The sequence below is a fragment of the Salinimicrobium oceani genome, from assembly GCF_012037645.1.
In genome coordinates this window covers 230,318-249,770 of the sequence record NZ_JAAVJR010000001.1, presented here as the reverse complement: position 1 = coordinate 249,770, position 19,453 = coordinate 230,318, and the positions used below count along the sequence as shown (strand labels likewise).

Sequence of the window (19,453 nt, the reverse complement as noted above, 5' to 3'; positions counted from 1 at the left end):
AACTCACCAGTTTTTTCAGGCAACAAATTCCAAAAAAAATGAAAAAGATATTAGTAGCGAACAGGGGAGAGATCGCCCTAAGAGTAATGAAAACAGCACGGCAAATGGGGATAAGAACTGTCGCTGTGTTTTCAACTGTAGATCGAAACGCACCTCACGTAAAGTTTGCAGATGAAGCAGTCTGCATAGGTGAGGCACCCTCAAACCAATCATACCTTAAAGGAGACAAGATCATTGAAGTAGCCAAAGAGCTAAAAGTGGATGGCATTCATCCCGGTTATGGATTTTTAAGTGAAAATGCCGGTTTTGCCGAAAAGGTGGAACAGAACGGAATTACCTGGATAGGACCAGGATCTAAAGCGATCAGGATCATGGGGAGTAAGCTTGCAGCAAAAGATGCTGTCAAGGCATATGATATTCCTATGGTGCCTGGTATTGACGAGGCCATTACAGATCCTGAAAAAGCAAAAAAGATCGCTGCTGAAATTGGCTTCCCTATCCTAATCAAAGCTTCGGCTGGAGGGGGAGGAAAAGGAATGCGCATAGTTGAAAAAGAAAAAGATCTGGAGGATCAAATGAAGCGGGCGATAAGTGAAGCTGAATCGGCATTTGGAGATGGTTCGGTTTTTATAGAAAAGTATGTGGGGAGTCCGCGGCACATTGAAGTGCAGGTGCTTGCCGATACCCATGGAAATTACCTGCATTTGTTCGAACGCGAATGCAGCATTCAGCGTCGGCATCAAAAGGTTGTGGAAGAAGCGCCTTCGGTCATTCTCGATGAGGAGCTACGAAAGCAAATGGGAGAAGCTGCTGTAAAAGTTGCGAAAGCCTGTGATTATGTTGGAGCGGGAACGGTGGAATTTCTTATGGATGAAAACAGGAATTTCTATTTTCTGGAGATGAATACTCGATTACAGGTTGAGCATCCTGTCACTGAATTGATCACCGGCGTCGACCTTGTGGAGCAGCAAATAAAAATTGCAAGAGGAGAGGCTATTTCTTTCTCACAGGAAGACCTGAAGATAAAGGGGCACGCGGTTGAACTAAGGGTTTATGCCGAAGATCCTTTAGAAGATTTCATGCCCAGTGTAGGGCTTCTTGAAAAATATCGCGGGCCTTCTGGAGAAGGAGTAAGGCTGGATGACGGATTTGAAGAAGGGATGGAAGTTCCTATTTATTATGATCCTATGCTCGCAAAGCTTATAACTTATGGAAAAACCCGTGAAGAAGCAATTCAGCGTATGCTTCAGGCAATAGGTGAGTATGAGGTAAAAGGAGTGAGTACCACTTTACCTTTCGGAAAATTCGTTTTTGAGCATGAAGCTTTCCGCAGTGGAAACTTTGATACACACTTTGTAAAAAAATACTATTCCGCAGAGAAACTGGAAAATCAGACGAGGGAGCAGGCTGAACTGGCTGCTTTGATAGCCCTAAAACAATACCTGAAAGACAGAGAACAATTAAGATTACCCAACCATTAATTGCTGAAGCAGAAAACATGAGCCAAAATATTGATAAGCTAAAAGAAAAAATGGCTGAAGCCCTTAAGGGCGGAGGTGAAAAAAGAATAGCTAAGCAACACGAGCAAAAAAAGCTCACTGCACGCGAACGTGTAGATTACCTGCTTGACGAAGGTTCTTTTGAAGAAATTGGTATTCTTGTCACCCATCGCACTACCGATTTCGATATGGAGAAACAGCAGTACTATGGAGATGGGGTCGTGACCGGCTACGGAACCATCAATGGCCGACTTGTTTATGTATTCGCACAGGATTTTACCGTTTTTGGAGGTTCTCTTTCAGAAACGCATGCCGAAAAGATCTGTAAGATCATGGATCACGCTATGAAAGTTGGTGCTCCGGTGATTGGATTGAATGATTCAGGAGGAGCCAGAATACAGGAGGGAGTGAGATCTTTGGGAGGTTATGCCGATATTTTCTATAGAAACGTGCAGGCATCGGGAGTAATTCCGCAAATTTCGGCGATCATGGGTCCCTGTGCCGGTGGTGCCGTCTATTCTCCTGCGATGACCGATTTCACGCTTATGGTGCAGGACACGAGCTATATGTTCGTGACCGGACCAAACGTTGTAAAAACGGTAACCAATGAAGAGGTGACTTCCGAAGAACTTGGAGGAGCAAGCACGCATTCCACCAAAAGCGGGGTTACTCACAGAACTGCAGCAAACGACATTTCCTGTCTGGAGGACATTAAGAAACTACTGAGTTACATGCCTCAAAACAATAAAGACACTCCAGAAAAACTGCCTTTCGATTTTGGTAATGAAATTAGAGAAGAACTCGAGGATATTGTTCCCAATAGTTCTAATAAGCCCTACGATATGCATGAGGTGATCACAGGAATCATCGATAAAGATTCCTTTTTTGAGATCCATAAGACATATGCCGATAATATTATTGTAGGTTTTGCCCGTTTGGGAGGAAGAAGCATTGGTATTGTCGCCAATCAGCCAATGAGTCTGGCCGGGGTTTTGGATGTCGAATCTTCGAGAAAAGCAGCCCGCTTTACGCGATTCTGTGACTGTTTTAATATTCCATTGCTGGTGCTGGTAGATGTTCCGGGCTTTCTTCCGGGGACAGACCAGGAGTGGAACGGGATCATACTGCATGGAGCAAAACTACTGTATGCGTTGAGTGAAGCTACCGTACCTAGAGTAACAGTAATTACCCGAAAAGCCTATGGTGGAGCGTATGACGTAATGAATTCTAAACATATTGGAGCCGACTTAAATTATGCATGGCCCACAGCCGAAATTGCTGTAATGGGCGCTAAAGGTGCCAGCGAGATCATTTTTAGAAAGGAGATCAAAGCCGCTGAAGATCCAGAACTGAAGCTTTCTGAAAAAGAAAAAGAATACGCCGAAAAATTTGCCAATCCTTTTAAAGCTGCACAACGAGGTTTTATTGATGAGGTCATCATGCCGCGAGATACCCGAAGAAAACTTCTTAAAGCCTTCAGCATGTTGGAGAATAAGGAAGTACTTAGGATAGACAGAAAGCATGGAAATATCCCGCTATAACCGGCAGTTTATTCAAAGTTCGAATTCAAAATTCAAGGTTTAAAGTGGCCGTTTTTTAGTTCCGGATTAAGGGTTCGTGAAATGCCTTTATTAAATATCTCCTACAAAATAAACCATATAAAATATTCAATTTATACCGTCTACCGTCTCACGTCTAAAATCACAATTCTCTTGTCTAATTTCTCATGTCAAACAAGTTTAAAAAGATTGTCTGCGTTGACTATACCAAACTAGAGCCCTGGGCTCTTGAGGAGTTGCAGGAGCTGAGTGAAGAAGAGCTCTGCGTTTACAACGATATTCCAGGTACGAAGGAGGAGACTGTGAAAAGGATTGGGGATGCCGATGCGATAATTGTTTCCTGGAAAACTCAAATTTCAGAGGAGATCATCAAAAACTGTCCAAATCTAAAATATATAGGCATGGCCTGCAGCCTCTACGACGATGCCTCAGCGAACGTTGCGGTCAAATTTGCACGAAGCAAAGGAATCACTGTAACCGGAATTAAAGATTATGGAGATCCCGGAGTGGCCGAATTCATTATTTCTGAACTGGTGCATCTTTTCCACGGACTGGGTGCGTACCAATGGCGGGAAATGCCAGTTGAACTTACCAACAAGAAGATTGGTATCATAGGTCTGGGAGTCACCGGGCAATTACTGGCAAAATGCTTACGAGCTTTTGGGACAGATCTCTATTACTATAGTCGGACGCGGAAAAGGAATATGGAAGAGCAGCTAACCTACCTTCCTTTAAAAAGATTACTGGAAACCGTAGATGTGATCTCCATACATCTTCCAAGAAATACAGTGATCTTAACAGCTACCGAATTTGACATTTTTGGAACCGGTAAAATTCTTATCAACACTTCTTTAGGACTTCCGTTTGAAGAAAGTGCCTTCAGGACCTGGATAAAAAAGCAGGGAAATTTTGCCATTTTTGACGGGGATGGAAAGAAGGAGCTTTCAGAAGAGGCCGAAAAGATGGCGCGCATCATTACCGCTAACAAAAGTGCCGGCTGGTCGGCAGAAACCCAGAGAAGGCTTTCTGAAAAGGTGTTGCAGAATGTAAAGCATGCGCTTCTGTAATTGCAGCATCAGGTTTCGTGATCATAAGTTTTCACAAGAAAGGATTGAAGCGCTACCTTTGCATAAAAATACCCTATGGAATTTATTTTTGAACCCTGGCCCTGGTATGTAGCCGGCCCAATGATCGCACTGGTCATGTTTGTGCTCATTTTTATGGGGAAGAAATTCGGCATGTCTTCGAATCTCGAAACCATGTGTACGATGTGCGGTGCAGGTAAGAAATCGGCTTACTTTAATGTTGACTGGAAGGCAAGCAGATGGAATCTTATTGTCATTCTGGGGGCAGCAATTGGAGGGTTTTTGGCAGCAAATGTCCTTTCCAATAATAATAATGTGAAAATTGCTGCAACCACTGTTGAAAAGCTTCACGATTTAGGCTTTGACAGCGCGGGGGAAGCTTATCTTCCCGACAATCTATTTGCAATTGAAGCCCTTTTAGATCCCAAAGCAGTTTTCCTGCTCCTGTTGGGTGGAATTTTAATTGGTTTTGGCGCACGTTATGCTGCGGGCTGTACTTCTGGACATGCTATTTCTGGACTAAGTAATCTTCAGCTTCCTTCATTGATCGCCGTGATCGGGTTTTTTATTGGCGGGCTCCTTATGGTCCATTTTTTATTTCCTATAATTTTTTAAAATGAAAAGAACACTTAGTTATTTGACAATAGGAATATTCTTTGGAATTGTGATGTTTAAATCTGAAGCAGCATCCTGGTTCCGGATCTATGAGATGTTCCAGTTCGATTCTTTCCACATGTATGGCATCATTGGATCTGCTCTCGTAATTGGCATAATAGGAATTCAGCTTATAAAGAGGTATGAATTAAGATCTTTTTCTGGGGAACCCATTAAAATTTCCCCTAAGGAGAAGGGGGTTAAAAAATACCTTTTTGGAGGGGTTATTTTTGGACTTGGATGGGCTTTGGCGGGGGCATGTCCCGGGCCTATTTATACTTTAATAGGCGCGGGATATGTGTCGATACTCGTAGTGTTGGCAGGCGCATTGCTGGGAGCATTCCTGTATGGTCTGCTCAAAAATAAACTACCACACTAATTTGAAGTGATACAGGCAGTGGAAGTCTTTTGACCTTTTATAGATAGTTCATAGATCATTCCTTCCCTCCATTTTCTACCATCGACTTTTTGATGCTGCAGCTTCTTTTCAAGAAGTTCGCTTGTCTTTTTATTGGCGGAAGCTACATTAAGGGCCTGGATCTCCATTTCTTCTGAAATGGAAAAGAATAATGTTACGGTTTCTCCTTCAGGAATTGTTTGGTTGGCATTGCGCAGTAAGAGTTCAATTTCAGCAGAAAGTGCGTTCAGATCATAAATCTTCCTAGATTTTTCAGCATAGATAACAGTGCTGATGGAAATGGCGAGAGTTAACAGCAAAAGTTTAAAACGTTTCATGACTCCAATCTTTAAAAGTTAATAATTGATACAATGGGGGATTTTACATCTTATATCTTAAAGACTATCTGGAAATGAAAGTGTTACAGAAAAGTATGAGAAATTAATCCAAAATTTTTCAGGAGCCAGAAAGAGCCTTCAAAAATGGCATTTTAGAGAGGTGTCTTTTCCGAAGAAAGGTAGAAGGAGGGAAGTGAGATGTGATACTTTACCACAATTAGCCTAATTATGATGACCGTTAGGGAAGTAACAAGATAGATAAGGTCTTGAGGTACTCCAACTTCATGTAGGATAATAAATGCGAGACCACCAATAAGGCAGGCAGTAGCATAGATCTCTTTTCTAAAGATCACCGGAATTTCATTACACAGAATATCGCGAATTACACCTCCAAAAGTTCCAGTCATAGCGCCTAGAGTGATGGAAATAATGGGGTTGAGATCATTTTGGATACCTATTTCGACACCAGTAATTGTGAAAATCCCAAGCCCAATGGTATCAAAAAGGAAAAGAGACTTTTTGAGATAGTTCAACTTCCTTCTGAAGATGATGGAGAAAATGGTAACAACGCCTATTAAATAGATATAGATGATATTTTCCATCCAGGTAACCGGAGTGTTTCCAATGAGCGTATCTCTAACTGTACCTCCTCCAATGGCCGTGACAAAGGCAATAATGAAAATTCCGAAGAGATCGAGCCTTCTGTTCATCGCTGCCAGGGCGCCCGAAATAGCAAATGCGGTGGTACCCAAAAGGTCAAGGACATTGAAAAGCGAGAGTTCGATCATAGCGCAAAGGTATAAGAATAGCAGAACTGTGAGAAATGAAAAGATTCAGGAACCTTATGCATCCATAGTAAATCTGTATCTCTAAACCCGGCAGGTTTCTGCGAAAGTTACTATTTTTACCGGAAGAAATTTTTACATCATGAGCGAAACCAAAGAACGAATTAAGTGTCTTATTATTGGCTCTGGGCCAGCAGGATATACTGCAGCAATTTATGCGGCTAGAGCAGATCTTCATCCGGTTATGTACACCGGCCTGGAACCAGGAGGACAACTCACCACCACCACAGAAGTAGATAACTTTCCTGGATATCCCGACGGAATTGACGGACCCGCCATGATGATGGACCTTCAAAAGCAAGCCGAAAGATTCGGAACGGAGGTGAGAATGGGGATGGTTACCGAAGTGCAGTTTAGCAAGGAAGTAGGAGGTGTTCATGGCATTTGCGTAGATAATTCAAAATGGATCGAAGCCGAAACCGTGATTATTTCTACAGGTGCAACTGCAAAATACCTGGGGCTTCCCAGTGAACAGAAATTACGAGGTGGCGGCGTTTCGGCATGTGCAGTTTGCGATGGCTTTTTCTATAAAGGACAGGAAGTTGCCATTGTTGGAGGTGGAGACACAGCTGCTGAAGAAGCTACATATCTTGCAAATATCTGTACAAAAGTGACAATGCTCGTTAGAAAGGATGAGCTGAAAGCTTCTAAAGCCATGCAGCACAGAGTTTTTAATACCAAGAATATAGATCTAAGGTTCAATACAGAAGTAGACGAAGTTTTAGGAGAACAGGTAGTAGAGGGGCTAAGAATGCTCAATAACCAGACAGGTGAGAAAGAGGAAATAAAGATCACCGGATTGTTTATTGCTATTGGGCATAAACCCAACACTGAAATTTTTAAAGGGCAACTGGATATGGACAGTACAGGTTACCTTATTACCCAGGGGAAAAGTACAAAAACCAACATTCCTGGCGTATTTGCCTCTGGAGATGTACAGGACAAGGAATATCGCCAGGCGATAACTGCAGCTGGTACAGGTTGTATGGCAGCGCTAGATGCAGAGCGATATCTTGCTACTGTAGAGAGCAGTGAAGAAGTGGCCGAAAAACAAGGCTAATAATAGTAAGATAAAAAAGGAAAGGCTGCCATCACTGGCAGCCTTTCCTTTTTTAATTCAATCATGTTAGTCACACTTTTCGCTTTTGGCGAAAGTTATTTTTTCCATGGATACCTTATCCTTAGAAACTTCACTCTTTACTTCTCCAGTAGCCATAAAGAAGGAAAGAAGAGCAGTGATAATAACTTCGATCAAAATACTCATGGTCTAGATCGATAAAGTATCGACGGCTGTTGATTGCGCAGGGGTTGCTGGAGTTTCTTCCTGTTGATCCCAGTCATTTTCATTTTCCCTTACGTGGCTTTCATTTTCCCAGGTGTCTTCTTCATTTTCCCATGGATCCTCTTCTTCTGCAGGACAATCCAGACATTCAGCTCCTGCACTGGTTATCTTAAGATATCTGCCTTCATACCCATTGTGCAAAACATCTCCATAGAAATCTTCGTTCCGGTGAAAGGAATAAGTATTATCTGCAGCGTGTAGAATCGAACCTACGGGCATAAATACTGTTACCTGCACGCTTTGATCGCGATATTTATTATCGGGATTTGTAGTTAGCAATCCGCTTAATTCAAGGTTGCCGTTTGCAAATCTCGTATTGTAGTTGATCTGTTGAGCTCTTGCGCGAGCTTCCTCGTAGTTCTTTCCTTCAGCAAATTTGATCACTTCCAGCCTTGCAACAGAATCTGAGGTAGATTTGATGATCAATTGAACATCCTGTGACCAGATCACTTTTGTATCATTTTCGTCATAAGAAATGTTGAAATCGGAGGATCGATAAGGAGTAGAATTGAGCTGCCTGTCTCCGAACATGGAAATGTGCAAGGTATCACTGGCACTAATAGGTAAGGTTTCTGAAATTCTCACTTCCCCATCAAATGCGCGTTCTGTAGCTTCCTGAATTCCGAAGAAAATAAGACCGAGTACAGAAATGATCCACAAGGCCAGCAGTACTAGTTTTGCAGTTCGACCAATTGATCTCAGGTTTTTTACCAGGATCTTCAATCCCAGAATAAACAGGAAAAAGAACGGGATCCCCACTGCAAAGAAGGCAAGGATAGAGATTACCCAGATACTGTCTGCACCGGGGCCGGCGAGTTCCACAAAATCTGTCCAGGGTGCTTCAATGATACCAAAGGTGCCAATGGAGAACAGCCCTATAAACAAGCCTATTAGAGTAGCTCCTGCAATGAGGACAAGGAATATTCCAATGAGCTTAACAAACAGCTTTAGAAAGAACATAACCACATCTCCTACAGCTGTAGCAGCCGAACTTGCTCCTGCCCTGGCTTTGTAGCCATATTTTTCATAGTTGATATCCTTTACCTTCCCAGAGACATCATCAAAACCTTCCCGAATCTTTCTTTCGATGTTGCTGATGGTAACTGGTTCTCCTCGCATTGCAAGTTTATCGGCTGTGGTCTTGGCTTCAGGAACGAAGATCCACAGAGCTATGTAAATTAGAATGAAAGCTCCGGTCGAAAAGATCGTTAACAGGATCCACAGCAGTCTTATCCATATAGCATCTATTCGCATATAATGAGCAAGACCTGAAGAAACTCCACCTATGTAACTATGCTCTGTATCTCGGAATAGTTTTCTGCCTTTAGTTTTCTTGTAAACAGGTTCATCTTCAAAGATCTCTTCATCGAGCATATAATCTTCGGGCTGCCCCATTACTGAGATAACTTCATCTACCTCCTTGACCCCAATAACCTGTCGCTCTGTTTTAATTTTTTCAGCAAATAATTCGGCAATACGGGCCTCTATATCATGAATGATCTCTTCCTGCCCAGTGGTGTTGGTAAGAGAACGTTTAATAGCTTCAAGATAATGTTGTAGCCGGGCGAAAGCATCTTCATCAATATGAAAGAATATGCCCGCAAGATTTATATTGACTGTCTTATTCATGATTTTTTGGTTTTTGGGTAGTTACTATATTTACTGCTGTTTGCAGTTCATCCCAGGTGAGGGTGAGTTCCTTTAAAAAAATTTTACCAGTTTCGGTCAAGCCATAATATTTACGCGGTGGGCCACTGGTTGATTCTTCCCAGCGATAATTCAGGAGTCCGGCATTTTTGAGTCGAGTGAGCAAAGGGTAAATGGTCCCTTCCACTACCAGAAGTTTTGCGCCTTTCAAAGTATCCAGGATCTCGGCTACATACGCGTCGTTGTCTCTTAATACTGAAAGAATACAGTACTCCAGGACACCCTTACGCATCTGGGCCTTGGTGTTTTCAATCTTCATAGTGTTTGGTTTTGAGTTTTGTTGAACTATTCATTTTTTGATTGATTGATGATTTTGATGATTTTTAGATTTATAGGTTTTCTTGTTCTTCCGGAACTTCAGCATCTTTTCTAACTGAAGGTTCTTTTTCTGCCCCTAAGAAATTTATGCATAAAGGGTAATTGTATAATTTTCCTTCCCCGGCCCTTACGGTAGCAGAAACGGTGGCGTAAATGAACAGAACAAAAAGACTTAACAGGAGCAGAAGCATGATCATAATGAACACGACAACGGGAGTTGCCTCAAATGGATTTCCAATCCACTGTTGGTGTTCATTCATATAAAACGAACCCTCAAAGTCCAGGCTAATACCGAGTAAAAGGGCACCTGCAACTCCTGCCATAATGAGAAAGAAGGAATAAAGAAATAAGCTGATCTGAAAATTGAGCGCCTGTTTCCCGTGATGATTTACAAAAGGATCATTCCTTTTTGCCGTCCAGAAGATCAAAGGGAAAAAGAAATTTCCAAAAGGAAAAAAGAACATTGAAAAGGTAGACAGGTGGATGAGGGCTGCTACCGTTTTGTCTTGATTAAGCGATTGATTTGTCATTTTTGATTGATTTTCTAATGCAAATATATATCTTTAAGAAGGTATTGTGCAAAACAAAGTACTAAATATTTTTAATTGTTTACATAAATTTAACTTTTGAGCATCTTGTAATTTTTGAATACTTTTAAGAAAACTAATTAGCTACCATGAAGATTTCTGCTCCAAAGATCAACTCTTTCTTAATGTTCAAATTGCCAAGCGCCTGGATTTGCGGAGTGCGGGTAAAAGATCTTGATGAGAAGCATTGCGTCACCACTGTACGGCATAAGTGGATCAATCAAAATCCATTTAACTCACTTTATTTTGCCGTGCAGGCAATGGCAGCCGAGTTAAGTACTGGTGCTTTAGTGATGAAAGCAGTAAGAGAGTCAGGCCGATCGGTTTCAATGCTGGTAATTCAAAGCAATTCCAGGTTTACTAAAAAAGCTGTTGGAAAGATCTCCTTTATTTGTAATGATGGAAATATTATCTCATCTGCTCTTGAAGAAACAATAAGAACCGGAGAAGGTCAAACCTTCTGGATGAAATCTCATGGTGTAAACCAGGAAGGGCAGGAGATCTCGACATTTGAGTTTGAATGGACGATAAAATTAAAATCCTAAGCCTTTCAAATACAAGTATAAATTAAATAATAGAACACAACTTTAAATAATACTCTCATGAATGCACATGAAATAGATTTTGAAATTTTTGGGGAAGAGATGCAATATGTAGAACTGGAACTCGATCCCCAGGAAGCTGTTATTGCCGAAGCCGGTAACTTTATGATGATGGAGAATGGAATACAAATGGACACGATCTTTGGGGACGGATCTCGTGAAAACGAAGGTTTTCTTGGAAAAGTGCTGGGTGCGGGAAAAAGGTTACTAACAGGGGAGAGTCTTTTTATGACTATTTTCACTAACCATGTGCAGGGAAAAAAGAAGATAAGCTTCGCTTCACCTTATCCTGGAAAAGTGATCCCTATTAATTTGACGGAATTCAGCGGAAAATTTATTTGTCAGAAAGATGCCTTTTTGTGTGCGGCAAAAGGAGTATCCATTGGTGTGGAATTTAGTAAAAGGCTGGGCCGAGGATTCTTTGGAGGGGAAGGTTTTATCATGCAGAAGCTTGAAGGGGATGGCATGGCATTCGTTCATTCTGGAGGTACTACTGCCAAGAAGGTTTTGGGTCCAGGAGAAAAACTGAAGGTCGATACCGGTTGTATTATTGGATTTACAAGAGACGTTGATTATGATGTTGAATTTATAGGAGGGATCAAAAACAGCCTTTTTGGAGGGGAAGGTTTATTCTATGCTACCTTAACAGGACCAGGTACCGTATTTGTTCAATCTTTGCCATTTAGCAGGCTGGCGGGGAGAATTCTTGCTGCCGCACCACAAGGTGGAGGAAAAGATAAAGGAGAAGGAAGTATTTTAGGAGGCCTGGGAGATATTGTGAGCGGAGATAACAGGTTCTAGGTTGTTAAATTAGCTTCTTCATCTGGTTCTTTTAAAAAATATTCTTATTTTTACTGAGCCAACGAAAACGTTTTCGCTTATTGATAACCATTACTTTTTTTTAATCAGGTTAACCAACTATTTTTACAACTATGGCAAGAGCGATGTTTGAGTACACCAAAACGGTACTTCATAAAGTAAGTTTTGATGTAACGCTTTTCTGTAAAGAGGTGAAAAAGGCGCTTCAGCGATTACTACCGTATGAGATTGAAGAATTAAAGCTTTATATTTTCTCTCTAATTAGACAGAATCCCGAACTTAATCAGTGTCTTATTTATTTAAATCCTTAAAAAAAGAGCGGCTTTCGAGCCGCTCTTTTTATTTCTTGTGTACAGGGCTTATAATCTGTACATTTTGATAGGCAATAGCACCTTTTATAACTCCGGCGATCGTTTGTCGAAGTGCCTCTATGATCTGCATTTTTAGTTCACTTTTGTTATAGATAAGACTTACCTCCCTGGCAGGATTGGGTTCCTGGAACATTCTTATATTGGCGTGCTCACTTTCTTTTAGATCAAGGGTATGTAAATAGGGCAGAAGAGTCATTCCAAGTCCCTCATTCGCCAGCTTGACCATGGTCTCAAAACTGCCACTTTCAAGCTGAAAATGATCGTTTTCTCCCGGAGTTCGGTTCGCCTTACATAAGTTCAGAATTCCATCCTTAAAGCAATGCCCATCTTCTAAAAGTAGAATATCATCCAGGTCGAGATCATCCACCTTAATCTTTTCCATACGATGCAACCTATGGCCCTGCGGAATATAGCCCACGAATGGCTCATAATACAGAACCTGTTCCTTAATATTGGGTAAATCTAAGGGAGTAGCGGCAATTGCGGCGTCCAGATGTCCATCCTGAAGTTGCTCGATTATAGCTTCAGTATGCAGTTCTTCAATTTTGAGCTTAACCTTCGGATATCTTTTGATAAAGTTGTTCAGGAACATTGGCAATAACGTAGGCATCACGGTAGGTATGACTCCCAGGCGGAATAAGCCTCCTACAAATCCTTTTTGTTGATCTACAATATCTTTTATCCTGTCACTTTCGTTGACAATATTACGCGCCTGGGATACGATCTTTCTTCCTGTTTCAGTAAGCTCAATGGGTTTCTTACTTCGGTCAAAAATGAGTACGTCCAGCTCTTCTTCCAGTTTCTGGATCTGCATGCTAAGGGTTGGTTGTGTAACAAAAACCTTCTGCGCTGCCTTGGTGAAATTCTGATGTTCGGCTACTGCCAGAACATAGTGTAGTTGTGTAATGGTCATTCCTTATTATTTCTGAACCGCAAAAGTATCTATTTTTTCTATGGAAAAACAGATTTTAAATCACTTTGCCTATGCCTTTTCAGAATCTGATCTTGAGTTCTTTATCTTTGGATTCTATAATAAATGCCGCATCTTCCCATTGTGGAGGCCCAAAAGTCAGCGTGTTATTGGAAACTCCGTAATCCTCCAGGGGCATTCCCTGTACACTGTAATCCATTTTCCCATTTTCATTTTTGTCATGAAGTGCTATAACCCCGTATTCCCCCGGTTTTAGATCCTTAAAACTTGCTGATGCTAAACCATCTTTAATTTTAGCTCTAAGAGATGATAAAGGCGAGGGACCCATAAAATTTTTCTTATTGAAAAGGCTGAAGATGACGATGCCTTTAGTTCCTGAAACATTAGAGACTTCAACAGAAAGGTCTGCACTTTGGGCTTGACTGCCAAGACTGAGAAAGAGAAAAGCCAGATATATAAGATTCTTCATCTTTTTTTCTTTTGGTTCTGATGTAAAGTAGTGATTTCAAATACGTCCTGAAAATAAAAAGGGCCGGAAATCTCGTCCCGGCCCTGTATTATCCTGAATAAAAAGTGACTAGTTCTTTAAAATCTTATTAAGAGTGTGGCTTGGTCGCATAGCATTGCTGACTTTTTCCTCATCAGGGAAGTAGTATCCTCCTATTTCCACAGGTGAACCTTGAGCGTCAATCAATTCCTGCAAGATCTTTCCTTCATTTTCCTGAAGTTCTTTAGCTACCTTGGTGAAATGCTCCTTTAATTGTGAATCCTGGCTCTGTTGGGCTAAAGCCTCAGCCCAATATAATGCGAGGTAATAGTGGCTGCCACGGTTATCAAGTTCATTCACTTTCCTGGATGGGGATTTGTCCTGATCAAGGAATTTTTCAGTTGCCTTGTCGAGTGCTTCAGAAAGTACAAGCGCCTTCTTATTACCATATTTTCCCCCTAGATGTTCAAGTGAAACTGCAAGGGCTAAAAATTCTCCAAGTGAATCCCAGCGCAAATGTCCTTCTTCTACAAATTGCTGTACGTGCTTAGGAGCAGATCCTCCAGCTCCAGTTTCAAACAAGCCACCTCCATTCATAAGAGGCACAATTGAAAGCATCTTTGCACTGGTTCCCAATTCCAGAATAGGGAAAAGATCGGTGAGGTAATCCCGCAACACGTTTCCTGTTACCGAAATGGTGTCTTTTCCATCTTTTACGCGCTCTAAAGTGTATTGAGTAGCCTCTTCTACAGACAGGATCTTAATGTCAAGACCATTCGTGTCATGCTCCTGGAGATATGAATTGACTTTCTTGATCACTTCGGCGTCATGCGCGCGATTTTTATCCAACCAGAAAATGGCAGGAATATTTGTCGCCTTTGCACGGCTCACAGCAAGTTTCACCCAATCTCTAACCGGCGCATCTTTAGTTTGGCAGGCCCTCCAAAGGTCACCTGCTTCCACCTCATGTTGCAGCAGTATTTCCCCATCTTTTGTTACGACCTGCACTTTTCCCGCCTCTTTTATTTCAAAGGTTTTGTCATGAGAGCCATACTCTTCGGCCTTTTGCGCCATTAATCCCACGTTTGGAACCGTGCCCATCGTAGTAGGATCAAAAGCACCATGTTCCTGACAGAATTGAATTGTCGTTTCATAAAGACCAGCATAGCTGCTATCGGGTATTACTGCCTTGGCATCCTGAGGCTTTCCATCTGCATTCCACATCTTTCCAGATGTTCTTATCATTGCAGGCATGGATGCATCAATGATCACATCACTTGGAACGTGTAAGTTGGTGATTCCTTTATCTGAATTTACCATCGCAAGATCTGGACCTTCATTAAGGTCTGCTTCAATAGCAGCATTTATTTCTTCTTGTTTACTAGCAGGTAAGTTATTGATGGCGCTAAGAACATCTCCTAATCCACTGTTGGGATCGGCCCCAGCTTGTTGTAGTTCGGTTCCATATTTATTGAAGACGTCCTTAAAGAAAACTCTAACGGCGTGCCCAAAAATAATTGGGTCAGACACTTTCATCATCGTCGCTTTCATGTGCAAAGAAAAGAGTACTCCTTTTTCCTTGGCGTCCTTTACCTGCTCTTCCAAAAACCTGAGTAAGGCTTTTTTGCTCATAAAAGTTCCATCTAAAATTTCCCCTTCTTGAAGCTGAAGGTCCTTTTTAAGAATGGATTTGTTTCCAGATGTCCCGATAAATTCTATATTCACCGAGGTGGCTTCCTCAAGAGTGACAGACTTTTCATTGGCACGAAAATCATTTTCACCCATAGTAGCTACGTGAGTTTTTGAATCCTTGCTCCAGTCTCCCATGGAATGCGGATTCTTTCTCGCGTAATTCTTCACTGCCTTTGGCGCTCGTCTATCGGAGTTTCCTTCTCGCAACACCGGATTCACGGCACTTCCTTTAACTTTGTCGTACTTGGATTTTATTTCTCGCTCTTCATCATTCCTGGGTTCATCGGGATATGCCGGCAGGTCATATCCTTTTTGCTTAAGTTCCTCAATTGCTGCCTTTAACTGCGGAATGGAGGCGCTAATATTTGGGAGCTTTATGATGTTTGCTTCAGGTTGTTTTGCGAGTTCCCCAAGTTCAGCCAGATCGTCTGAAACAGGTTTGCCATTCATCCTTTCAGGAAATTGCGCCAGAATTCTACCGGCGAGCGAAATATCGCGGGTTTCCAGTACGATATCTGCAGGTTTGGTAAAGTATTCAACAATAGGCAAAAGTGAGTATGTAGCGAGCGCCGGTGCCTCATCTGTTTTAGTATAAATGATCTTTGGTGTCTTTGACATATTAAAGGGTTTGATTATACAATTAGGGGATGCAATTTACCATTTTAAAAGGTCTTTTCACAGTAGAATTTGTAGAAGATAAGGGAGATAAGGCGTCAGAAAGACAAAAAAAAGCCATTTCACTATTTAGATAATGAAATGGCTCTAATGAAATAACAATTCTTTGCTGAACTTTTACATTCTCAAGTGAAATCTATAATTTCACAAGCAGGTTGTTATTTCATCCAAATCATTTACATGTCCCAAAAGAGTGTGTGTAAATGATTCAAAAACGTTTTTACCGAATTAAACCAACTATGGTCAACATATTGTTATTCAAAAGGGTAAAAACTTATGTAAAGATCTTTGCTCTACATCGAGTTCAAGGGAAGAATTCCTTGCGACATTCTTTCAGCTTAAAACTCTGTAATAAATTTACGAAGAGAAATTGTCTTCTGCAACTATTTAAAGCCCAGAAACTTATAAAGTATTCTTAAAGTTTAAGGAAATAAAAAAGCCCCATATACTGGGGCTTTATAATTGGTATTTCGAAAGGACTATCTTCTTCTTTCTTTAATACGAGCTTTTTTACCAGTAAGTTCTCTAAAGTAGTAAATTCTGGCTCTGCGAACTTTTCCACGCTTGTTGATCTCGATTTTTTGAAGAGCAGGAAGATTAAGTGGGAAAATTCTCTCCACGCCTACAGTTCCACTCATTTTACGAATAGTAAAAGTTTGAGAAGCACCTGTTCCTCTTTTTTGGATCACAACTCCACGGAAGAACTGCGTACGGGTCTTTTGACCTTCAGTAATTTCGTAGTAAACAGTAATAGTATCTCCGGCTGAAAATTCAGGGAAATCTTTTGTTGTTACAAACTCGTCTTGTACAAATTTAATTAAGGATTCCATATCTGTAATGGTTTAAATAAAGTCTAAAGCAACATTCACGGGTATCGCCAGAGGTTGGTCCAGAAACGTGTGCAAAAGTAATAAAAATTCCTTTTCTGAAAAGAAGAAGCCAGTTTTTATTTTTCTTCTTCCGAAAGTAGATCGGGTCTCAGGCTTCTGGTGCGTTCATAGGCCTGTTCCTCTCTCCACTCTTCAATTTTAGGGGTGTTTCCAGAGGTGAGAATAGCTGGCACCTTCCATCCTTTATAATCTGAAGGACGGGTGTATATTGGGGGAGCGAGCATGTTATCCTGAAAGGAATCTGTCAAAGCAGAGGTTTCGTTGCCCAGTACTCCGGGTAACAAACGTATGATCGCGTCGCATAGAACTGCAGCACCCAATTCCCCACCAGAAAGCACAAAATCCCCTATGGAAATCTCGCGGGTAATGAAATGATCCCTGACTCGTTGATCCACACCTTTGTAATGACCACAAAGAATAAGAAGGTTTTCCTTTAAGGATAATTCGTTAGCAATTCCCTGCTTCAGAGTTTCCCCATCGGGGGTAAGATAAATCACTTCATCATAATCCCGCTGAGCTTTTAAAGTTGAGATACATTTATCAATAGGTTCGATCATCATGACCATACCTGCACCTCCTCCAAACTGGTAATCGTCTACCTGCTTATAGTTGTCGCTAACGTAATCTCTCAAATTATGAAGGTGTATTTCGACATGCCCTTTCTCAATAGCTCTTTTAAGAATAGAGGCTTCAAAAGGACTTCTCAAAATATCGGGAACGACTGTGATAATATCTATTCGCATGGAATGAGGTTTGCGTTGCAGGTTATCTGTTAACCTGCAAAGATAATTGAAAACGAAAAGAAAGGATGAATTACTTGGCTACTTTGAGGTGTTTGTTCTTTTCATCTTGTAAAAGTCTGCCCAGACGCTGTTCTTTCTCCAAAGCTTTTACTCTGTAGGCATCAAATTCTTTTTCAAGTTCTGCCAGATTCTTTCTGGCTTCAGTAGTATGGATGTGACTTCTTCTAAATCTAATTACAAAAAGAAGAAGTGATGCTACTAAAATGCCAATCACGCTCCACATAACAGTGTTATAAGTCGCTTTACTTAAGGACATTCCTAAAAAGTCAATGTTATCTTTTTCCATGGTGATCTCAGCAAGGTTTGCCTCCAGAGATTCCATCTCAGCTCTTAGGCTGGCCATCTTTTTTTCCTGAGCTGCCGTAGCCTCCTTGGAAAGGGCAATTTCCTGCTTTAACTCAGCAATACGGTTTGAAGTTAGATTTTGAAGCGTAGTGAGTTCCTCGGTGTCCACTACCTTGTAACCCTTAAAATTATTTGAATTGGTTATTAATTCCTGGAACTTTTCATCAATGGTGGTTTCCGAAGAAATTTGTGCAAAACCACTGGTCATACTCATTAAAAAAAGGGAGGCAAAAAGGATCTTTTTCATAGCTGTTTTTTCATTTTTCTATCCACTACCACAACGAGACCAGGAATTGTATATTGTAAAAGAAAAAAATATTTTTTTCTTTTAACTTCCTGGTTATCTGTACACGAAGTGAAAGGGCGCGCAAAATTAAAGAATTAAATCTTGCCCTTTGGTTATGCTGGGATCTTTTTTTACTTAATCTTCTGATGCCCGCTTTGCATCAGAATAATTAATGTCTTCTTCCACCTGTGGTGTAAAGGCATTAAACCAGGCATTCTTGAAAATATTTAAAATAGTAGCTGTTAATCCGGTATCCACATTTTTCAAATCCCCTTCAAAAGGGGTTCTTGTCGCGAGGGTATCCGTACTTTGATTTTTGAGAAGAAATTTGAATACTCCCACGAAACCTTCCCATACCTTTTCGAAAAAGCCTTTATCTTCTTTCCCTATTAACTCGGTGTCGATGAACATGGGTTTTATATAGCCTTTTAAATATCCATCGGCTATAGCAGCTTCTGCATAAAGCTCAAAGGTGCCTCGTGCAAAATCAACTCCTGCAAATTTTAAAAATGTATCATTTAAAGCTGTGACGTCTGCTTTTTGAAGGGAAAATTCCAGGTCCAGGTCAGGAATCTTCTGCATTATATCCATTTTACCCGTGAGCAAAACACTGCCTCCACCAAAGGACACAGCAGTGGCATGTATTGTAGAGGGTAAGGGGCCGCCTGCACGTTCCACATTTCTGAGATTGGTAGCGCTTAAGACTATGTGATCCATTACCAGATCTATTTGTGGATCTGCAGAAAATTCTACATAACTGAATTTACCATTATTTATCTGGAAGTGATTGATCTCAATAGGTACCAGATCAATTAAAGCCTGTCTCCAGTCTACAACTTTGGGTTTCCCTTCTGGAGATCCTTTTTTCTGATCTTCGTAGATATAATTGATCACGGGATCATGCAGATAAATTTCACTAACGATCCTTCCTTTAAATAGAGCTTTCCATTCTAATGAAATATCTGTCTTGGGGATCATGAGAAAAGGAGTGGAGACATCAGCATTTATTTTGTCGAGGTGCAGACCCTCAATTACATAAGCGCCCCTGTAAAGAGCTACATCGATATCCTCGACATATCCAGTATAACCGGGAATATCATTAAGTACTCTATTAACATATCTCTCCAGGAAATAGGGTAATAAGATCCTGCCAAGGATAACCAGGCCAAGTAGTAAAAGGAGGAGATTTCTTTTTTTAATATTCATAAGTAATGAATATTT

Annotated in this window: 22 protein-coding genes; 9 read left to right on the top strand and 13 right to left on the bottom strand. The window is 41.0% G+C overall.

Annotation, left to right across the window (positions count from 1 at the left end; all coding sequences use genetic code 11):
* The first annotated feature begins 38 nt into the window (after positions 1-38).
* The 5 genes from accC (at position 39) to HC175_RS01090 (ending at position 5,176) form a co-directional block, all read left to right on the top strand.
* Positions 39-1,481, top strand: coding sequence for an acetyl-CoA carboxylase biotin carboxylase subunit (gene accC / locus HC175_RS01110; protein ID WP_168136677.1), 1,443 nt, complete (start codon positions 39-41; stop codon positions 1,479-1,481).
* 17 nt (positions 1,482-1,498) lie between these two features.
* Complete coding sequence (locus tag HC175_RS01105; protein WP_168136676.1) at positions 1,499-3,040, top strand: acyl-CoA carboxylase subunit beta; 1,542 nt, start codon at positions 1,499-1,501, stop codon at positions 3,038-3,040.
* Positions 3,041-3,225: 185 nt separating this feature from the next.
* Positions 3,226-4,125, top strand: coding sequence for an NAD(P)-dependent oxidoreductase (locus HC175_RS01100; protein WP_168136675.1), 900 nt, complete (start codon positions 3,226-3,228; stop codon positions 4,123-4,125).
* Positions 4,126-4,200: 75 nt separating this feature from the next.
* On the top strand, positions 4,201-4,758 hold the full coding sequence (locus tag HC175_RS01095; RefSeq protein ID WP_168136674.1) for a YeeE/YedE family protein: 558 nt from the start codon (positions 4,201-4,203) through the stop codon (positions 4,756-4,758).
* 1 nt (position 4,759) lies between these two features.
* Positions 4,760-5,176 carry a DUF6691 family protein gene (locus HC175_RS01090; protein ID WP_168136673.1) on the top strand — a complete coding sequence of 139 codons (417 nt, stop codon included), beginning with the start codon at positions 4,760-4,762 and terminating at the stop codon, positions 5,174-5,176.
* Here the strand turns inward: HC175_RS01090 and HC175_RS01085 are convergent.
* Both HC175_RS01085 and HC175_RS01080 read right to left on the bottom strand, forming a co-directional pair.
* Entirely contained in the window at positions 5,173-5,532 is a 360-nt protein-coding gene (locus HC175_RS01085) for a hypothetical protein (protein WP_168136672.1), read from the bottom strand. The genes HC175_RS01090 and HC175_RS01085 overlap by 4 nt on opposite strands.
* A 152-nt stretch (positions 5,533-5,684) precedes the next feature.
* Positions 5,685-6,320 (bottom strand): trimeric intracellular cation channel family protein, encoded by a 636-nt coding sequence (locus HC175_RS01080; RefSeq protein ID WP_168136671.1) that lies wholly within the window; start codon positions 6,318-6,320, stop codon positions 5,685-5,687.
* Between the two features lie 139 nt (positions 6,321-6,459).
* Here HC175_RS01080 and trxB point away from each other — a divergent pair, with 139 nt between their 5' ends.
* Positions 6,460-7,437: a thioredoxin-disulfide reductase gene (gene trxB, locus HC175_RS01075; protein ID WP_168136670.1), complete on the top strand. Its 978-nt coding sequence runs from the start codon at positions 6,460-6,462 to the stop codon at positions 7,435-7,437.
* 66 nt (positions 7,438-7,503) lie between these two features.
* Here the strand turns inward: trxB and HC175_RS01070 are convergent, their stop codons facing one another.
* From HC175_RS01070 to HC175_RS01055, 4 genes are all read right to left on the bottom strand, one after another.
* Positions 7,504-7,641, bottom strand: coding sequence for a hypothetical protein (locus tag HC175_RS01070; RefSeq protein ID WP_168136669.1), 138 nt, complete (start codon positions 7,639-7,641; stop codon positions 7,504-7,506).
* Between the two features lie 3 nt (positions 7,642-7,644).
* Positions 7,645-9,348: a PspC domain-containing protein gene (locus HC175_RS01065; RefSeq protein ID WP_168136668.1), complete on the bottom strand. Its 1,704-nt coding sequence runs from the start codon at positions 9,346-9,348 to the stop codon at positions 7,645-7,647.
* The gene (locus HC175_RS01060) at positions 9,341-9,685 is read right to left on the bottom strand and encodes a PadR family transcriptional regulator (RefSeq protein ID WP_168136667.1); all 345 of its coding nucleotides are present in this window, start codon (positions 9,683-9,685) and stop codon (positions 9,341-9,343) included. The genes HC175_RS01065 and HC175_RS01060 overlap by 8 nt, the downstream gene beginning before the upstream one ends.
* 70 nt (positions 9,686-9,755) lie before the next feature.
* A complete protein-coding gene (locus HC175_RS01055; protein WP_168136666.1) occupies positions 9,756-10,274 on the bottom strand; it encodes a DUF4870 domain-containing protein in 519 nt (172 codons plus the stop codon).
* A 146-nt stretch (positions 10,275-10,420) separates the two neighbouring features.
* Between HC175_RS01055 and HC175_RS01050 the strand changes: the two genes are divergently transcribed.
* The 3 genes from HC175_RS01050 (at position 10,421) to HC175_RS01040 (ending at position 12,063) form a co-directional block, all read left to right on the top strand.
* Positions 10,421-10,876, top strand: a complete 456-nt coding sequence (locus HC175_RS01050; protein ID WP_168136665.1) for a DUF4442 domain-containing protein — start codon at positions 10,421-10,423, stop codon at positions 10,874-10,876.
* 57 nt (positions 10,877-10,933) lie between these two features.
* Entirely contained in the window at positions 10,934-11,734 is an 801-nt protein-coding gene (locus HC175_RS01045) for a TIGR00266 family protein (protein WP_168136664.1), read from the top strand.
* A 131-nt stretch (positions 11,735-11,865) separates the two neighbouring features.
* Positions 11,866-12,063: a hypothetical protein gene (locus HC175_RS01040; RefSeq protein WP_029037416.1), complete on the top strand. Its 198-nt coding sequence runs from the start codon at positions 11,866-11,868 to the stop codon at positions 12,061-12,063.
* A 28-nt stretch (positions 12,064-12,091) separates the two neighbouring features.
* On the opposite strand, the gene HC175_RS01035 is transcribed toward HC175_RS01040, so the two are convergent.
* The 7 genes from HC175_RS01035 to HC175_RS01005 all read right to left on the bottom strand — a co-directional run bounded on the left by HC175_RS01035 (position 12,092) and on the right by HC175_RS01005 (position 19,438).
* Positions 12,092-13,036: a LysR family transcriptional regulator gene (locus tag HC175_RS01035; protein WP_168136663.1), complete on the bottom strand. Its 945-nt coding sequence runs from the start codon at positions 13,034-13,036 to the stop codon at positions 12,092-12,094.
* Positions 13,037-13,115: 79 nt separating this feature from the next.
* Positions 13,116-13,523 carry a DUF2141 domain-containing protein gene (locus tag HC175_RS01030; RefSeq protein WP_168136662.1) on the bottom strand — a complete coding sequence of 136 codons (408 nt, stop codon included), beginning with the start codon at positions 13,521-13,523 and terminating at the stop codon, positions 13,116-13,118.
* Positions 13,524-13,631: 108 nt separating this feature from the next.
* The gene (locus tag HC175_RS01025) at positions 13,632-15,851 is read right to left on the bottom strand and encodes an NADP-dependent isocitrate dehydrogenase (protein WP_168136661.1); all 2,220 of its coding nucleotides are present in this window, start codon (positions 15,849-15,851) and stop codon (positions 13,632-13,634) included.
* 536 nt (positions 15,852-16,387) lie between these two features.
* Complete coding sequence (gene rplS, locus HC175_RS01020; RefSeq protein WP_168136660.1) at positions 16,388-16,738, bottom strand: 50S ribosomal protein L19; 351 nt, start codon at positions 16,736-16,738, stop codon at positions 16,388-16,390.
* A gap of 116 nt (positions 16,739-16,854) precedes the next feature.
* On the bottom strand, positions 16,855-17,541 hold the full coding sequence (gene trmD / locus HC175_RS01015; RefSeq protein ID WP_168136659.1) for a tRNA (guanosine(37)-N1)-methyltransferase TrmD: 687 nt from the start codon (positions 17,539-17,541) through the stop codon (positions 16,855-16,857).
* A gap of 70 nt (positions 17,542-17,611) precedes the next feature.
* Entirely contained in the window at positions 17,612-18,193 is a 582-nt protein-coding gene (locus HC175_RS01010; protein WP_168136658.1) for a hypothetical protein, read from the bottom strand.
* A gap of 174 nt (positions 18,194-18,367) precedes the next feature.
* Positions 18,368-19,438 (bottom strand): AsmA family protein, encoded by a 1,071-nt coding sequence (locus HC175_RS01005; RefSeq protein WP_168136657.1) that lies wholly within the window; start codon positions 19,436-19,438, stop codon positions 18,368-18,370.
* Positions 19,439-19,453: the final 15 nt, after the last annotated feature.

Bases quoted from the DNA above. Each gene is read 5' to 3' on its own strand.
- accC (WP_168136677.1), top strand. From the start codon at position 39: ATGAAAAAGATATTAGTAGCGAACAGGGGAGAGATCGCCCTAAGAGTA.
- HC175_RS01105 (WP_168136676.1), top strand. From the start codon at position 1,499: ATGAGCCAAAATATTGATAAGCTAAAAGAAAAAATGGCTGAAGCCCTT.
- HC175_RS01100 (WP_168136675.1), top strand. From the start codon at position 3,226: ATGTCAAACAAGTTTAAAAAGATTGTCTGCGTTGACTATACCAAACTA.
- HC175_RS01095 (WP_168136674.1), top strand. From the start codon at position 4,201: ATGGAATTTATTTTTGAACCCTGGCCCTGGTATGTAGCCGGCCCAATG.
- HC175_RS01090 (WP_168136673.1), top strand. From the start codon at position 4,760: ATGAAAAGAACACTTAGTTATTTGACAATAGGAATATTCTTTGGAATT.
- HC175_RS01085 (WP_168136672.1), bottom strand. From the start codon at position 5,532: ATGAAACGTTTTAAACTTTTGCTGTTAACTCTCGCCATTTCCATCAGC.
- HC175_RS01080 (WP_168136671.1), bottom strand. From the start codon at position 6,320: ATGATCGAACTCTCGCTTTTCAATGTCCTTGACCTTTTGGGTACCACC.
- trxB (WP_168136670.1), top strand. From the start codon at position 6,460: ATGAGCGAAACCAAAGAACGAATTAAGTGTCTTATTATTGGCTCTGGG.
- HC175_RS01070 (WP_168136669.1), bottom strand. From the start codon at position 7,641: ATGAGTATTTTGATCGAAGTTATTATCACTGCTCTTCTTTCCTTCTTT.
- HC175_RS01065 (WP_168136668.1), bottom strand. From the start codon at position 9,348: ATGAATAAGACAGTCAATATAAATCTTGCGGGCATATTCTTTCATATT.
- HC175_RS01060 (WP_168136667.1), bottom strand. From the start codon at position 9,685: ATGAAGATTGAAAACACCAAGGCCCAGATGCGTAAGGGTGTCCTGGAG.
- HC175_RS01055 (WP_168136666.1), bottom strand. From the start codon at position 10,274: ATGACAAATCAATCGCTTAATCAAGACAAAACGGTAGCAGCCCTCATC.
- HC175_RS01050 (WP_168136665.1), top strand. From the start codon at position 10,421: ATGAAGATTTCTGCTCCAAAGATCAACTCTTTCTTAATGTTCAAATTG.
- HC175_RS01045 (WP_168136664.1), top strand. From the start codon at position 10,934: ATGAATGCACATGAAATAGATTTTGAAATTTTTGGGGAAGAGATGCAA.
- HC175_RS01040 (WP_029037416.1), top strand. From the start codon at position 11,866: ATGGCAAGAGCGATGTTTGAGTACACCAAAACGGTACTTCATAAAGTA.
- HC175_RS01035 (WP_168136663.1), bottom strand. From the start codon at position 13,036: ATGACCATTACACAACTACACTATGTTCTGGCAGTAGCCGAACATCAG.
- HC175_RS01030 (WP_168136662.1), bottom strand. From the start codon at position 13,523: ATGAAGAATCTTATATATCTGGCTTTTCTCTTTCTCAGTCTTGGCAGT.
- HC175_RS01025 (WP_168136661.1), bottom strand. From the start codon at position 15,851: ATGTCAAAGACACCAAAGATCATTTATACTAAAACAGATGAGGCACCG.
- rplS (WP_168136660.1), bottom strand. From the start codon at position 16,738: ATGGAATCCTTAATTAAATTTGTACAAGACGAGTTTGTAACAACAAAA.
- trmD (WP_168136659.1), bottom strand. From the start codon at position 17,541: ATGCGAATAGATATTATCACAGTCGTTCCCGATATTTTGAGAAGTCCT.
- HC175_RS01010 (WP_168136658.1), bottom strand. From the start codon at position 18,193: ATGAAAAAGATCCTTTTTGCCTCCCTTTTTTTAATGAGTATGACCAGT.
- HC175_RS01005 (WP_168136657.1), bottom strand. From the start codon at position 19,438: ATGAATATTAAAAAAAGAAATCTCCTCCTTTTACTACTTGGCCTGGTT.